General features: G+C 52.0%; 18 protein-coding genes and 2 pseudogenes. 10 read left to right on the top strand and 10 right to left on the bottom strand.

The window, feature by feature from the left end:
• Positions 1 to 93: 93 nt before the first annotated feature.
• The 3 genes and pseudogenes from KDN35_RS16415 to KDN35_RS16405 all read right to left on the bottom strand — a co-directional run.
• The gene (locus tag KDN35_RS16415; RefSeq protein ID WP_171566981.1) at positions 94 to 672 is read right to left on the bottom strand and encodes a sulfurtransferase TusA family protein; all 579 of its coding nucleotides are present in this window, start codon (positions 670 to 672) and stop codon (positions 94 to 96) included.
• Positions 673 to 786: 114 nt separating this feature from the next.
• A complete protein-coding gene (locus KDN35_RS16410) occupies positions 787 to 1,569 on the bottom strand; it encodes a sulfite exporter TauE/SafE family protein (RefSeq protein ID WP_171566980.1) in 783 nt (260 codons plus the stop codon).
• A gap of 466 nt (positions 1,570 to 2,035) precedes the next feature.
• Positions 2,036 to 2,155: pseudogene (locus KDN35_RS16405) on the bottom strand (GntR family transcriptional regulator); the annotation flags it as partial.
• An 82-nt stretch (positions 2,156 to 2,237) separates the two neighbouring features.
• On the opposite strand from KDN35_RS16405, the gene KDN35_RS16400 reads away from it, so the two are divergent.
• The 5 genes from KDN35_RS16400 to KDN35_RS16380 are packed head-to-tail and all read left to right on the top strand — an operon-like array spanning position 2,238 to position 4,980.
• Complete coding sequence (locus KDN35_RS16400; RefSeq protein WP_171567021.1) at positions 2,238 to 2,471, top strand: DUF2249 domain-containing protein; 234 nt, start codon at positions 2,238 to 2,240, stop codon at positions 2,469 to 2,471.
• A 14-nt stretch (positions 2,472 to 2,485) separates the two neighbouring features.
• Positions 2,486 to 2,815: a hypothetical protein gene (locus KDN35_RS16395; protein ID WP_171566978.1), complete on the top strand. Its 330-nt coding sequence runs from the start codon at positions 2,486 to 2,488 to the stop codon at positions 2,813 to 2,815.
• A gap of 33 nt (positions 2,816 to 2,848) precedes the next feature.
• Positions 2,849 to 3,385, top strand: a complete 537-nt coding sequence (locus KDN35_RS16390; protein ID WP_311837934.1) for a DUF2249 domain-containing protein — start codon at positions 2,849 to 2,851, stop codon at positions 3,383 to 3,385.
• 13 nt (positions 3,386 to 3,398) lie between these two features.
• Positions 3,399 to 4,631, top strand: coding sequence for a hypothetical protein (locus KDN35_RS16385; protein WP_212133297.1), 1,233 nt, complete (start codon positions 3,399 to 3,401; stop codon positions 4,629 to 4,631).
• A 52-nt stretch (positions 4,632 to 4,683) separates the two neighbouring features.
• A complete protein-coding gene (locus KDN35_RS16380; protein WP_171566975.1) occupies positions 4,684 to 4,980 on the top strand; it encodes a metal-sulfur cluster assembly factor in 297 nt (98 codons plus the stop codon).
• Positions 4,981 to 5,165: 185 nt separating this feature from the next.
• Here KDN35_RS16380 and KDN35_RS16375 read toward each other — a convergent pair whose 3' ends face one another.
• A complete protein-coding gene (locus KDN35_RS16375) occupies positions 5,166 to 5,465 on the bottom strand; it encodes a hypothetical protein (RefSeq protein ID WP_212133328.1) in 300 nt (99 codons plus the stop codon).
• On the opposite strand from KDN35_RS16375, the gene KDN35_RS19990 reads away from it, so the two are divergent.
• Both KDN35_RS19990 and KDN35_RS16365 read left to right on the top strand, forming a co-directional pair.
• Positions 5,464 to 5,631, top strand: a complete 168-nt coding sequence (locus tag KDN35_RS19990) for a hypothetical protein (protein WP_249179161.1) — start codon at positions 5,464 to 5,466, stop codon at positions 5,629 to 5,631. The genes KDN35_RS16375 and KDN35_RS19990 overlap by 2 nt on opposite strands.
• Positions 5,632 to 5,845: 214 nt before the next feature.
• Complete coding sequence (locus tag KDN35_RS16365; RefSeq protein ID WP_249179160.1) at positions 5,846 to 6,517, top strand: Crp/Fnr family transcriptional regulator; 672 nt, start codon at positions 5,846 to 5,848, stop codon at positions 6,515 to 6,517.
• Between the two features lie 27 nt (positions 6,518 to 6,544).
• On the opposite strand, the gene KDN35_RS16360 is transcribed toward KDN35_RS16365, so the two are convergent.
• The gene (locus tag KDN35_RS16360; protein WP_212133295.1) at positions 6,545 to 7,651 is read right to left on the bottom strand and encodes a hypothetical protein; all 1,107 of its coding nucleotides are present in this window, start codon (positions 7,649 to 7,651) and stop codon (positions 6,545 to 6,547) included.
• A 297-nt stretch (positions 7,652 to 7,948) separates the two neighbouring features.
• Here KDN35_RS16360 and KDN35_RS16355 point away from each other — a divergent pair, with 297 nt between their 5' ends.
• Positions 7,949 to 8,326, top strand: coding sequence for a DUF488 domain-containing protein (locus tag KDN35_RS16355; RefSeq protein ID WP_212133294.1), 378 nt, complete (start codon positions 7,949 to 7,951; stop codon positions 8,324 to 8,326).
• Positions 8,327 to 8,348: 22 nt separating this feature from the next.
• Here KDN35_RS16355 and KDN35_RS16350 read toward each other — a convergent pair whose 3' ends face one another.
• Complete coding sequence (locus KDN35_RS16350; RefSeq protein ID WP_212133293.1) at positions 8,349 to 8,660, bottom strand: cupin domain-containing protein; 312 nt, start codon at positions 8,658 to 8,660, stop codon at positions 8,349 to 8,351.
• Positions 8,661 to 8,810: 150 nt separating this feature from the next.
• Here KDN35_RS16350 and KDN35_RS16345 point away from each other — a divergent pair, with 150 nt between their 5' ends.
• The gene (locus KDN35_RS16345; RefSeq protein ID WP_212133292.1) at positions 8,811 to 9,110 is read left to right on the top strand and encodes a hypothetical protein; all 300 of its coding nucleotides are present in this window, start codon (positions 8,811 to 8,813) and stop codon (positions 9,108 to 9,110) included.
• Positions 9,111 to 9,340: 230 nt separating this feature from the next.
• Here KDN35_RS16345 and KDN35_RS16340 read toward each other — a convergent pair whose 3' ends face one another.
• Entirely contained in the window at positions 9,341 to 9,745 is a 405-nt protein-coding gene (locus KDN35_RS16340) for a magnesium chelatase subunit ChlI family protein (protein ID WP_249179165.1), read from the bottom strand.
• A 3-nt stretch (positions 9,746 to 9,748) separates the two neighbouring features.
• Positions 9,749 to 9,874: pseudogene (locus KDN35_RS19985) on the bottom strand (hypothetical protein); the annotation flags it as partial.
• Here KDN35_RS19985 and KDN35_RS16335 point away from each other — a divergent pair.
• Entirely contained in the window at positions 9,844 to 10,284 is a 441-nt protein-coding gene (locus tag KDN35_RS16335) for a helix-turn-helix domain-containing protein (RefSeq protein WP_249179159.1), read from the top strand. The pseudogene KDN35_RS19985 and the gene KDN35_RS16335 sit on opposite strands and share 31 nt — an antisense overlap.
• Before the next feature lie 68 nt (positions 10,285 to 10,352).
• Here the strand turns inward: KDN35_RS16335 and KDN35_RS16330 are convergent, their stop codons facing one another.
• Positions 10,353 to 11,288 (bottom strand): hypothetical protein, encoded by a 936-nt coding sequence (locus tag KDN35_RS16330; protein ID WP_212133289.1) that lies wholly within the window; start codon positions 11,286 to 11,288, stop codon positions 10,353 to 10,355.
• A 64-nt stretch (positions 11,289 to 11,352) separates the two neighbouring features.
• The gene (locus KDN35_RS16325; RefSeq protein WP_212133288.1) at positions 11,353 to 12,450 is read right to left on the bottom strand and encodes a thermonuclease family protein; all 1,098 of its coding nucleotides are present in this window, start codon (positions 12,448 to 12,450) and stop codon (positions 11,353 to 11,355) included.
• Positions 12,451 to 12,652 lie beyond the last annotated feature (202 nt).

Below are 12,652 nucleotides of genomic sequence, written 5' to 3'. Positions count from 1 at the left end.
CAAAGGCATATTCCAAAATGTCGCCGCACCGCCAAATTCCCTGCCGCCGACGAAGTCCTCTTTTGTGTGTTCCATTACGTTCTTCGAAGTTTCTCATTCGTCGCTTTCTGTGGCTCCCTGCCACTGAGACATGCCCGGCAGCACATTTTTCACGTTGGAAAAACAGTGCTCGGCAAGAATTTGGCAGGCCATGTCGCTGCGGCTTCCCGTACGGCAAATCACGGCATACTCTTTCCCCGGGTCCAACTGAGGGATTTTTTCCTCCAGTTGTCCCAAAGGTACGGATATGGCGCCGGGAATGTGCTCGAAGGCATATTCTGCAGGTTCGCGCACATCCAACACGATGATGCTTTCGCCGGAAGCCAGTTTGTGATGTAATTCCTCGTTGCTCATGGTGTGAGGAAAATTCACTTCCGCTTTCGTTTCGTTGAGTGAGGCTTTTCTCAAGAAATGGCGGAAAACCCCGTTCTCTTCGATAAGACCGATATATTGATGGCCGGTGCGTCTGGCCCAGTTCTGCAAATCCGCGACAGAGCCCTTATCGGTCGCCCGCACTTCGAGAACTTCCCCCGGCATTATTTCTTCCATGGCTTTCTTGGTTTTTACCACCGGCATCGGACATGACAATTGTTCACATTCAAGCACATGATCCGTGTGAATTTCTCTTCTCACAACATTACCCCCTACGATCGCATGTAGATTTTCCGTATTCGATCACGCCGCCGTTTATACTGGCAACCCTTTTTATCCGTGGACGGCAGATACTCCTCACACAGGGTACAGTGGTCACAATATATCCAGCCAAATCTTGATGACCGTTGCCGTGATGAGCGCAGCGAGGATCCATTGCAGTACCTTCACGTTCATTTTTTGGCCGAGATAAGCGCCCATCGGCGAAGCAACAATACTCGCCGCAACCATCACCAGGGACGGAATCAGCAGCATGTGGCCGCCCATCACTTTCCCGACCGTGGTACCGATTGAGGAAATGAACGTGATCGCCAATGACGAGGCGATGGCCACACGGGTCGGAATCTTCAATACGACCAGCATGATCGGAACCGTGATGAAAGCGCCAGCCGCACCGACGATTCCTGACAGGAGGCCCACCGTTGCCGCGGCAATGACCGCAACGGTTGTGTTGAAGCGAATGTCGGAATAATCGCTTCTGACCGCCTCTTTTTTGGGCAAAAACATCATGACCGCCGCAACAAGCGCCATCACAGCATACGTCAGGTTAATCGCGGAATCGGGTAAATATTTTGAGCCGAAGCCGCCGATAAAACTCCCCGCTATGATGGGAATGCCCATGGCGAGAACCAGTTTCTTATTGATAAACCCGCCTTTGCGGTAAGCAAACATTCCGGCCAGTGTGGAAAAAAACACCTGGACCGCACTGACCGCGGAAACCTCTTGCGCGCTAAGGGCCGCGAACCCAAGCAGCGGGGGAATATACAGCAGCAACGGATATTTCACGATGGAACCGCCGATCCCGACCATTCCGGAAATCACGGAACCGACAAAGCCGATCGCGAATAAGGTGATGATCCACCCGAGATCCAGTTCCATAAAACCCCCTCTCATTTGCATGATTACAATGTTTGCCGACTTCTTGAACCAAATGATCCAAAATCGGAACCATCATGCGGACAAGGTCCGCACCACGCAGCTCAGAAGACCACCAGCACGACACTCCCGATGATCTGATCCCATCCGTCTCTTTTTGCCTTACACATGTCCCCCCTTTGTGATCATTTTGATATACATATACCCGTATGGGTATAATAAACCGTTCCTTTCTTTTTGTCAAGTAAGCATGATCTACCTGTTATCTTGCGCGAGTCAGCGGATTGGTCGGCATGAGGTGTCCCTGCCCGTCGACAAGTAGCTGTCAAGCAGCATGGTATCGAAGGGAGTACGATCCCATAATAAAAGCAGGCTTCTATCGAATGGAGCCTCTCCCCACTCTTTCTCTAGTCAGCCTGCTTGTTGCCTATACATGTATCATGGCCATACCCTGCTACGTATCCTCAATCATCCCCAACTCCTCCGCGATCTCCGCATCCATCAGCTTTTCCCCCGGCTGAAGCGTTCCTTCCACAATCCATCTTTGCAGTTGGTGGAAGCGGCACTCCTCTCCCTTCTGTTTTTGCAACTATGATGCGTATCACAATGGAAAACGATCAAACTGCTTACAATAAAGATATCCCCCCAATTATCCCAAGGAGGAGATCATGATGAACGAATTTGTCGCCACCATCCGGGTGCCGGAATACCCGCCGCATCTGAAACACAAGGTGATCTTTGAGACGTTTGAACGATTGAAGCCCGGAGAAGCCCTGCTTTTGATCAACGACCACAATCCGATTCCGCTGCGGTTCCAGTTTGAATCGATGCATCCTGGAGGGTTCACCTGGGAGTACCTCGAGGAAGGCCCCGACCTATTCCAGGTCAAAATCGCGAAAAAGTAAGGGAGGCCTTTGCCATGGCGACGGTTACCGTTGTAGACGAAAAGACGCTCCGGATCGCGGTGGACCTCGAAGACGCCCTCGCCATGATTCGCGAGGCCGAGCGGAATGTGGAGCGCTACGCCAAAGACATCACGACCATCTACGAGAAAATGCCGGAGTTTCACTTCGTCCACTTCTGTTTTTACGCCTACGACAGCTCAGCTCTGTTTGAACACATGCTGGGCGTCGATCCCAAACAGTATCTCTCATTCTCGCTCGATGCGCCGGATTCGTTTTTCTACACGCTTTACGGCGGGATGGCAGCGCTGTACGAACAGGCAAAGGCAGCACTGCGTTCCGCGTAGGATCGGCCACACTTCCAAAAGGAGATGATGCCAATGGGAGACTCTCCGCAAATCGTGGAATTGGACGTTCGACCCCACCTTCGCAAAAAACTGGAACCGTTCCAACTGATCATGGAAACGGTCAAGACGCTTGGTCCGGATGATACGTTTGTGTTGCACACCACCTTCAAGCCCGTTCCGCTGCTCGGCCTGATGAAAGCGAAAGGGTTTGCCTATAAAACCGAGCGGCTGGCGAATGATCACTGGAAAGTGACGTTTGTTCCCAGGGCCCGCAAAGGCGAATTGGAAGGAAGCGAACCGGACGACGAGAACCGCTTGGGCGAAGCTCCCTCCACTGCTTCGCCGGAGGCGCCGCAGACGATTGAACTGAACAACCGGGGACTGGAACCGCCGCAGCCGATGATTCGAACCCTGAAGGCCCTGGAGGGTTGCCGGACTGGCGACCGGGTCGTCATACACAACGACCGGGTACCTGTCTTTCTGATTGAGGAGCTGAGGGCACTGGGATATCCCTATACAGTGGAGGAACAGCCGGACGGATCGGCGCGGGTTACAATCCAAAAGACGTAAGGGTGGGACCTCGATGTTTCTCCTTCCTTTTCTGTTCATTGCCACGGGGCTGGCCTGTTTTGCCCTGTTTTCTCTTTCAACACTCGCGCAGGCGGCCGTCTGGATCGCGCACCCGCCCCGCATTCCGGTGGGATGGTTTCATGTTCATTTGCTCGTACTCGGGTGGGCGACGATGATCGCCATGGGCGCGGTGTATCAGCTTCTCAACGTGGTGCTTCAAAAGGACGTGTTCAGCCGGAAGCTGGGTTACGTGCACTACGCGCTGTATACCGTCGGAACCGTCGGTTTGCTGGCCGGGTTTTCCGCCGGACGTGTGCAATGGATCGCCGTGTTTGCCGCTCTGGCCTGGATTGGCATCGTCTTGTTTGCCGTAAACATCGGGGTGACGTTGATCCGGGCGGGCCAATGGAACCCGATCACGCTCAGTACCGCCGGCTCCATTTTGTTCCTCGTGCTGACAGGACTCGCCGGGCTTTTCATGGGGTTCAATTTCGCATTCCGGTTGTGGCCGGAGTGGCATGAACGGCTGTTTTACACCCATATGTGGCTGGGGACCATCGGATGGTTCGGGTTGTTGATCACCGGCTTCAGCCACAAAATGCTGCCGATGTTCTACTTGGCCCACGGTGTGTCCAACCGGATGGCATACGTCGTTTTTGGGTTGTGGAACGCCACCGTCCTTGCGGGAGCCGCCGCATTCCTGACAGACGCACCCTTTCCTGCTGTCGGAGCTGCCGTCGGTTTGTTGACCCTGGCGGTGTACGCCTACAACGTGCACACGACCCAGATCCGCAAAGCGCGCCACAAAAAAAGTCCTGGCGCAGGCGTGCTGGCGGCCGTCTACAGCACGCGTGCACTGGCCGTTGTCTGTACCGCCGCGCTCGCATACACCCTGTTCGCTCCCGAACGGTCCACGGATGAACGGTCTGTCGTGATCTTCGGTTGGGCTTATCTGTGGGGCTGGGTCGCTCTGACCATTCTCGGGTATTTGTCGAAGATCATCCCCTTCCTTTGGTGGACACACAAGTACGGGCCTCGCGTCGGCAAAGAAAAGATCCCAGCGATGGCCGACTTGCTGGAAGACCGTTACGTCGCTTATGGGCTCGCTCTAACCGCGGCAAGTCTGGTTATGCTGATCATCGGGTTGGGGATGGACGACGCGGTGTTGATACATTGGAGCGGCGCAGCGCTGTCCCTGTCCTCGCTCTTTTACGCGTGCTTGATCGGATGGGTGTTTACCCGTTAGTTAATCGGAAAGGATTTGCAGATCACCCGGCAGGACACAGGAGGTGATTGGAATGGATACGGCGGAGATTCGCGAGCTGTTGAGACAGGTGTACGACCCCGAACTGGGCATCAATATCGTCGATCTCGGGCTGGTGTACGAGATCCAAAACGAAGATGGGGACGTCTATGTTCGCATGACGCTGACGACCCCGGGCTGTCCGATGCACGACACCATCGCGGGGGGAGTGGAACGGTTGCTGGAACGCCAACCGGGCATTCGCTCCGTCAGGGTGGATGTCGTCTGGGATCCGCCATGGTCGCCCGAGATGATGTCGGAGGAAGCGAAAGAGCGGCTCGGCTTCTGTTGAGCAAAGCTTTACATGGCAGCACCGTCCTCGGTTTCGGGGACGGTGTTTTCCACCTTCAGCCCAATCACGGAAGGGTCCGTAAGACCAATGACGGCAAACTGATGGTCATTTACATGCATCATGAAGGGGGTCTGTTTGGCCAGATGGATCCTTTTCACGAATCCGTTCATTTTTTCGCTTTTGCGTCATCGTGACGGTACGCTCCAATCTCCTGTCATCTTCAGCTTCACCGTTCCTGGCATCCAGCGCTCAACAGCATCGCGGCAGCCAACTGCATGGCGATAATCAACATGAAGACGGGTGTCACTCGCGATTTGGTTAGAATAAAACGTGTGTTTTGGGATTTTGCCAAAAGGAGACCACACTTGGTCCATCAACATCGGTTTGGCGTTGATGGTGGTATTGAGCTTGCTACCCATCGGGCTGATGCAAACCTGGGCAAGCGTCCAGCATGGGATGTGGTACGCCCGCTCTGCTGAGTTCATGACGCAGAACATCATCCACATCTTTGTCTGGCTGCGCGTCATCGGTGATACCATTTTCTCCGTCGGTGCGCTGGCGCTCGGTTGGTTCATCCTGGGACTCAAGACCGGATGGTCGCTTACGGATCAACCATTGCCGTACGCGGATGACAATCTGCAAAAAACGTAAGCACACACACGATTAAACAAGACATCCCCTAAAGCAGGGTTCCCTCCCCTGGCTTTAAGGGATGTCTCATTGTTCTTTGTTCGCATTGCTGGTCGGGCATCGATCGCCGGACGGGACTGGTGCCATTCTCGTATTCGCTACAAGTGACCGCTCTGATCTGATATCATCAAAATAAAAACCAGCGGAAAGGATCTATTTTATGGGAAATCGGAACATGTTGCAGCAGGTCCCTTTGTTCCGGGATTTGAACCCGCAGGAACTGGACCGCGTCGAACAGATCACCATCCATCGCCTGATCCGGAAAAAAACGATCATCTTTATGGAAGGTAGCGAAAAAGAAGCGGTCTTTTTCATTCAGGACGGACTGGTCAAAGCATACAAAACCGACGAGGAGGGGCATGAGCAGATCGTGTCGCTCTTGCAGACTGGCGATATGTTTCCCCATACCGGTTTCTTTAATCAATCGCCTTATCCGGCAACGACGGAAGCCCTCGTGGACACTCACGTTTTGGCCATCCCCGTCCGCGCGTTTGAGCAGCTCATCTTGGCGATGCCGTCCATTGCGATCAAAGTCATCGATGTCATGGGCGCCAAGATTCGCGAACTTCAACAAAAACTTCAACAGTTTACCGGCCACGACGTGCACGACCGGATCATTTTCTTTTTGTTGCAATTGGCTGACAAACACGGAGAGGTAAAAGGATCTCGTATTCACATCGAATTGCCGATGACCAATCAGGAATTGGCCAATACGATCGGAACAACCAGAGAAACCGTAAACCGGCTGTTAAACCAACTGAAAAAGCAACGCATTCTTGATACGCACCGTTCGGAAATCATCATTTTGGACAGGGATGCGCTGAAACGATGGAAAGAGGATAATTAACGCGAAGCACCACCTCGATGGGCAACGTTAATGGCGAAATACCCTTGACAGCTCCGCCAGATAGATCACGACTCCGATCACCATGATCAGCAAGCCGACCGTCGCAACAGCAGAATGAATGCCCATATTCCCGATGATAAACAGGCCCAATCCTAAGAGAAAGACCCACAGCTCCAACGTCAACCTGTCGTGCCGGACCATTTCTGCCAACAGGACGGCGCCCTTTTTCTGCTCTTTGGTCCGAAACCGGTGAGCCCACCATAAAAACGGGATGATTTTGGACAAGTACGCAAGGATGGAAGCGGAAAACCAACCAAGGACCACATACAGAATCAGGGTGGAAACGACCGTGTAGGAACGGGCAGCGCCACCATGCCATCCGTGCAGGATTACCCATACCAACGCAACCAGAAACGTAATGGTTAACAGTACATCGGCCACTATTACCGCGCCGATCGGCTGCTTGCCACTGCTTTGTTGCCGAACATCGCGAACGAACCAGACAAGCATTCCGAGTGCCGCGACAACAAGCAGCAGTCCGGCGCTCGAAAACATCCGGTAATCTGACCACCATCCTGCACCCCCGAGCCATACTCCCGCCTGGAACAGGATGACGATCGCGTAGTTCAACTTCGTCCCCGTCTTCCTTGATACATAAAACATGGGAAGCAGCTTCAAGCTGTAGCTTGCAATCAGACCTCCCAACCAGCCAGCCAGACCGAACCACATATGCGTATAAAACAGTAACTCGTATCGTGTCGGAGACCAACCCGTCCAGGCGGCGATGCCCAGGGTCGTACCGAGCACAACGGTCACACCCAGGTCAAGAAGGCTCAGGATAGCTCCAACGGTGACCGGCGTCCACAGCTTGCCGCGAGCGTAAGTGGCTCCCAGGTTGAAGGTGTAGACCGCCACGCCCAGCACGATGAGCCCCCCGCCGCTGACAATTCCGATGCGGTTCCAGTTCCAAAAGCCGACCAAGAGGAGAATAACGCCTGTCACGTAAGCGATCAGATGGAGCCAAGCGAGGTTCCGGCTATAGGTGGAAGTTCTCAACAGCACCTGTGTCACCTGGTAGCTGGCTCCCATCGCAATCATCGTCGCCCAGCCGAGCAACAGCATATGCGCCCACAAGATCCCCTCGGTAGAATGCAAAGCCGCTGTTGTTACCAAATGGGGCATGTTCCCCAAGCCAAACAGAAGAGCCGCGAGAAAAAACAAGGCTCCAGCGGCAAAAAAGGTGAATGTTACCGGTAACATATTCAGATGCGGAGGAAGGGCTGAACGCTTTTGCTCTCTCACGGTCACCACCTCACTGATTCACCATGACGGTATTGTAAATCGGGCCTTGGTTCATTTCCTCGCTCCGGAGTGATATAATGGCCGCAGTCAAATCACTGCATGTTGCGAAAGAAGGCTGATTGTCCTATGATGCATCAGATTTTGGTGAAGCGCATTTACGACGCGCCCTCCCCTGAAGACGGCGTCCGCATTCTGGTTGACCGGCTTTGGCCGCGCGGCATTTCCAAAGAGCGGGCTGCGGTCAACGAGTGGATGAAAGAGATTGCCCCGAGCACCGAACTTTGCAAGTGGTTCGGCCACCAACCGGAGCGGTTTGACGAATTCAGCGCTCGCTACGAACGGGAACTGGAAGGAGATCCACTCCGCAACGAACTGGCCGACCGAATTTGCAGCATGACCGCTGAACAAAACGTCACACTGGTCTATTCCGCAAAAGATTCCGTCCACAACCAGGCCATCGTGCTGCAACGTTGGCTGGCCCGCCGATCCGAACGGGAAGAACGCTAACAACGGGCCTGAAACGCTTTCGTTACGGTTTAAACACGGAATGAGCTGCCGGGCTGGGTGTCAGCACAAGCACAACCACACTGTCTTCCAATGCTTCGATGGCATGCTCCACCTGCTTGTCGAGGGAGATCATGCTGGCTTGAGCCAGTTCCACTTCTTCATGGGCGACAAATCGGATTTTTCCCTGCAGCACAAATACCAGGATATCGCTGGTCGTCTTGTGCTTCTGTAATACCTTTCCTTTTGGAAACGAGAACTTCACGACTTTGGACACACCATTATCCAGCACCGGCTGGATAAAGGATTCCTCGAATGACAGTGGGTATACTTTCATTCTCCCCAACTCCTGCCAGTCAATTTCAATCCGGATGACGAATCACACTTACTATTACCAATGGCAGTATCGTTTATTTACATTACGCGAGGGTGAGTGTATGCATCAGACCTGGCAAAAGCCTCACGCCATCTCTTGATCAGGCTGCACATGGCTGTCGCGGCGGACGATTTCTCACACGAACGGCCCGTTGCCAAACCGATCACGAACATGGCAATACCAACCACGCCCGCGGCAAAAATCGTGTCACCCGCTGCACGACTCCAGACAAGATTTTGCAGCAGCGGCTGGTGCAAAAATTCGGCGGAACGCGCGTACTACTTTGCTGTTCCGCAAATTTTCACAGGCCTCGAATCCAATCAGGACGAGCGGCACCACCTCGACCGCGCCGAATGCGCCTCTGCTTACGAAAAGGCGACATTACTGTTTATGTGCTTCTTTACATTATGAGCTAATCTTTTCCCCACGCATCGTGGAAGAACGTCACGTGTGTAGACAACATTTGCTCCGCAAACAATTCACTTGCGTAACCGGCTACTACTTGTCCAGTCCAGCCGGTATTCGTGTGGCGATCGTTGCTCCTCTCACACTCTTTCTCATGGTCGGTAGGCTGTTCCCCCAAATATCTATCATGACCATACCCTGCTATGTATCCTCTACCGGCTAAATCGATACACTCCTCATCCCAGCACCCCGCGATCCAATGCGCGATATCGGATCGCTTCCGCCACATGGGCGGCCTCTATCTGCTCCGCTCCCGCCAGGTCGGCGATGGTGCGGGCCACCTTGACGATCCGGTTGTAGGCGCGGGCGCTCAGGCCGAGCGTTTCAAAAGCGAGCTGCAGCAGCTTCTGCCCCTCTCTGTTCAGGCCGGCATACCGGCGCAGCTCCTCTCCGTTCATCGCGCTGTTGAAAGGAGCGCCGGGGCGGTGCCGGTAACGCTCGCATTGAATGGCCCTCGCCGCTTCTACTCTGCAGCGGATCTCTTCGGACGTCTCCGCTCGCGGCCGCTCCTGCAGCAGACTTACCGGCACTCGGGGGACTTCCAGATGCAGGTCGATCCGGTCAAGCAGCGGGCCGGACAATTTCGAGCGATACTTTTGGATCTGCTGCGGCGTACAGGTGCATTCGCGCTGATCGCGGGAACCGTAAAACCCGCAGGGGCAAGCGTGAAGATAACAACTTGGGAATTTCGATACACAAGGAAACTTCACTGTCTCCCGCAATTCCGGAAGATGATACGCCTGGAGGGCGAATCAGACGTGCTCGTTTAGAGAAAAACATGATGCTGGTCGATCTTGCTACCACAACCGGTCTTAGTGTAGTGTCTCTTCGTCTGGCCGAACAGAACAAGACAACAGTAAGCCCGCCTAACCTCAGAAAGTTGTCTGAGGCATTGGGGGTGTCAATCGCTTACCTCGGTTGTTTCGAGAACCTTCCGGAACATACACTTGGCCAGCGAATCAAAAAAGCACGACTGTATCATGGATATACTAAAGCTGGGTTCGCCCAGATTTTTGGGTTAAGTGCCCGTATGATTCTGGGATGGGAAAAGGACGAATTTCGACCTTCAAATAGGTACATGCCGATGGTTAAAGAGTATCTTAAAATACTAGAGAGATAAATTCTTTCAAGACCCCATTCTTATTTAGCGAGATCCCCCCCTCACAGATAACTATGAGGGGGGAGCCATCAACCAAAAAAATCAAACATATATTTTCGTTGTTCTTTTGAATGTAGGGGATACTCTATGAGATGAATCCAATCTCTTGAAATGTTTGGAGACCATAATCTTGACATCAATTCTTCGGTATTTAATTCAATTGACAAGGCGTTTAAATCCAATTCGTAGCATTGTGAGTAGGTCGAGTGTGCAGGGTTTGGAAAATTATATTTGAACTTGTCATTGTATTCAGGTTGAAAATACCGAATTAGCCCAGCTTCAGTAAAATTGATTTCTTGCTGCATAGTTATTGGATTTTTCAATACCGTAGTTATGTGATCAAGGTCTTCTTCATCAGTGGTTCCATATATGGAAGCTGTTCCATCAAAACTTGTCATTAACATCCTCTCGAAACTACAAAGAAGTATCCAAATATCTTGATCCGGAGTTTTTCTTAAAGTATCAGCATATATTTCCTGAAGAGTTGAATGATTTACAAGTCTATCAGGTGCTGTTCGTTCTCCAGAATCGCCATACGCTTGACCGATATACAAAACCTCTAGGTCCAGTGCTTCATGTTCAGTCGTATTTTCATACGCAAATTTTGTCATTAGTGCAGCTGCATTTCCTGCCGAAACTAAATTACCCTGGTCATTATAGATCTTATATTCTGTATGAGGATAAGGGCATTCAAGCCTTACATTTGCACCCAAATGGTTGGGGACATTAAACTTAAACAAGTCAAAACTATTTCCCTTTTGTATCTTGAACTGCCCCTCGACATGTTCTTCAGTGAATATCATCACATCGGGATCAAGTGTTATTCTCGGTCGCCTTGCAATCATGTAAATATGAAATGAATGAGGAAATTCTTTAATCGTGTCTAATTGATCTTGTTGTAATACAAAAATCCATTCATTAATCATATTAAGCCCAAATTCGCTTAAATACTTTCGAATAGACATATCAATTTTCTCCATTATGTAGTATTTTGCTAACTGCCCCGCTCAGATAAATACGGGCTCTTCATTATTCACAAGCTATACCGTCATTGTCTCGGTCGAGCTTCTGTCGATATCCCGGATCACCTCGATACAATGGCGCAGCCCCTGCCGCTCTTGCTTCACTACAGTTCGCATAGAAAACATCGTTCCTTATCTGCTCAACCGTTTGCTCAATTTGTGGTTGTTGTGTGGGCTCCGGTTTCCGCTTTTGTGTCTGTACTTGGGTCGTCGTTGTGCTTTTACCCGGCCCCGGACCATTTTTCTTCACGACTTCCTCATGGAAACCATCTTCTTGCGTGTAGTTTTCGATCGCCCAGATACCGACGCCAGCTTTTTGAGCTTTCGCCTGAATATCGCGGTATTTGTCTACGTTCTTTACGTTCGGCGGGTACACTGCTACCCGGGCCAATCCCTTCTCTAGCAGCTTTTCCTGCACCGACTGGTCGTTGACGTAGACGTAGGCCAACAGCCGGCCATACTTGTCCCGCTCGGAAACGTCTTTCTCCAGTTCAACGCTCTTTTCCGTAAGTAGTTCCTTCGTAAACTTGCTTGCCTCGGGACCGAATGGCTGCACCGGTTTGTCCGGGTGTTTCGTCTCCGGTGTGTCGATCAAGAGCATTCGCACCGTTTCCTCTTTGCCGTTGATGGTAACTTTGAAGGTGTCGCCGTCGACTACCTCGGTAACTTTTGCCTGGATCCGCGCGGGCACAACCTCCGACTGCTGAGTGGGTGCTGCAGTTGTCGGTGCAGATGTGGCTACTACTGCACTAGTCGCAGATTGGACAGCATTAGTGCTGGCCGACGAAACCGTTTCCGTCTTAGCAGTCTCCTGCGTTGGTGTGACCGTTTGGCTGACAGCCGTTGTGTTGACCGGTACCGAGCCTGCCGGCTCGTCAGAAACAAGCCAGCCAAGAAAGGCCAGGGCGAAAAACGTCGCACCTCTGACCGCCCATTTCCCTTCCTTAGTCCCAAAACCTTTTTTATAACTCAGGTACCCTAGAGTGCCAGTTATAATTAACAAGACAATCCCGACCCAATACTTTACGATGAGATATATGACTCCACCAATTAACAATAGTCCGAGTCCTGCCGCGCCTGCATCTGATTTGCGTCTTCTTGCCATAGCTACCTCACCCCCTTTTTCTTCCAGAATAGTGGACTAGGACTTTAGACGGCAAGAGATGCAATTCGACAAAGATCGACATAACAAAACCCGCCTCCCTGTAGGAAACGGGTTTCATCAATTCCTGGATTTTTCCTCTAAATAATCCGACACGTCGCTGCGCAGCGTATGCAGTCCCGGGCGGAAATATGCCTGTTAATGT

It is taken from the genome of Brevibacillus sp. NL20B1 (assembly GCF_018195675.1).
In the GTDB taxonomy this organism is placed as follows: domain Bacteria; phylum Bacillota; class Bacilli; order Brevibacillales; family Brevibacillaceae; genus Brevibacillus; species Brevibacillus aydinogluensis.
This window is presented reverse-complemented; position numbering and strand designations above follow the sequence as displayed.

What these genes read in the sequence shown, in the direction of transcription:
- KDN35_RS16410 (WP_171566980.1), bottom strand. Translation starts at nt 1,569, where the DNA reads ATGGAACTGGATCTCGGGTGGATCATCACCTTATTCGCGATCGGCTTT.
- KDN35_RS16400 (WP_171567021.1), top strand. Translation starts at nt 2,238, where the DNA reads ATGAACGAATTTGTCGCCACCATCCGGGTGCCGGAATACCCGCCGCAT.
- KDN35_RS16395 (WP_171566978.1), top strand. Translation starts at nt 2,486, where the DNA reads ATGGCGACGGTTACCGTTGTAGACGAAAAGACGCTCCGGATCGCGGTG.
- KDN35_RS16390 (WP_311837934.1), top strand. Translation starts at nt 2,849, where the DNA reads ATGGGAGACTCTCCGCAAATCGTGGAATTGGACGTTCGACCCCACCTT.
- KDN35_RS16385 (WP_212133297.1), top strand. Translation starts at nt 3,399, where the DNA reads ATGTTTCTCCTTCCTTTTCTGTTCATTGCCACGGGGCTGGCCTGTTTT.
- KDN35_RS16380 (WP_171566975.1), top strand. Translation starts at nt 4,684, where the DNA reads ATGGATACGGCGGAGATTCGCGAGCTGTTGAGACAGGTGTACGACCCC.
- KDN35_RS19990 (WP_249179161.1), top strand. Translation starts at nt 5,464, where the DNA reads ATGACGCAGAACATCATCCACATCTTTGTCTGGCTGCGCGTCATCGGT.
- KDN35_RS16375 (WP_212133328.1), bottom strand. Translation starts at nt 5,465, where the DNA reads ATGAACTCAGCAGAGCGGGCGTACCACATCCCATGCTGGACGCTTGCC.
- KDN35_RS16365 (WP_249179160.1), top strand. Translation starts at nt 5,846, where the DNA reads ATGTTGCAGCAGGTCCCTTTGTTCCGGGATTTGAACCCGCAGGAACTG.
- KDN35_RS16355 (WP_212133294.1), top strand. Translation starts at nt 7,949, where the DNA reads ATGCATCAGATTTTGGTGAAGCGCATTTACGACGCGCCCTCCCCTGAA.
- KDN35_RS16350 (WP_212133293.1), bottom strand. Translation starts at nt 8,660, where the DNA reads ATGAAAGTATACCCACTGTCATTCGAGGAATCCTTTATCCAGCCGGTG.
- KDN35_RS16345 (WP_212133292.1), top strand. Translation starts at nt 8,811, where the DNA reads ATGGCTGTCGCGGCGGACGATTTCTCACACGAACGGCCCGTTGCCAAA.
- KDN35_RS16330 (WP_212133289.1), bottom strand. Translation starts at nt 11,288, where the DNA reads ATGTCTATTCGAAAGTATTTAAGCGAATTTGGGCTTAATATGATTAAT.
- KDN35_RS16325 (WP_212133288.1), bottom strand. Translation starts at nt 12,450, where the DNA reads ATGGCAAGAAGACGCAAATCAGATGCAGGCGCGGCAGGACTCGGACTA.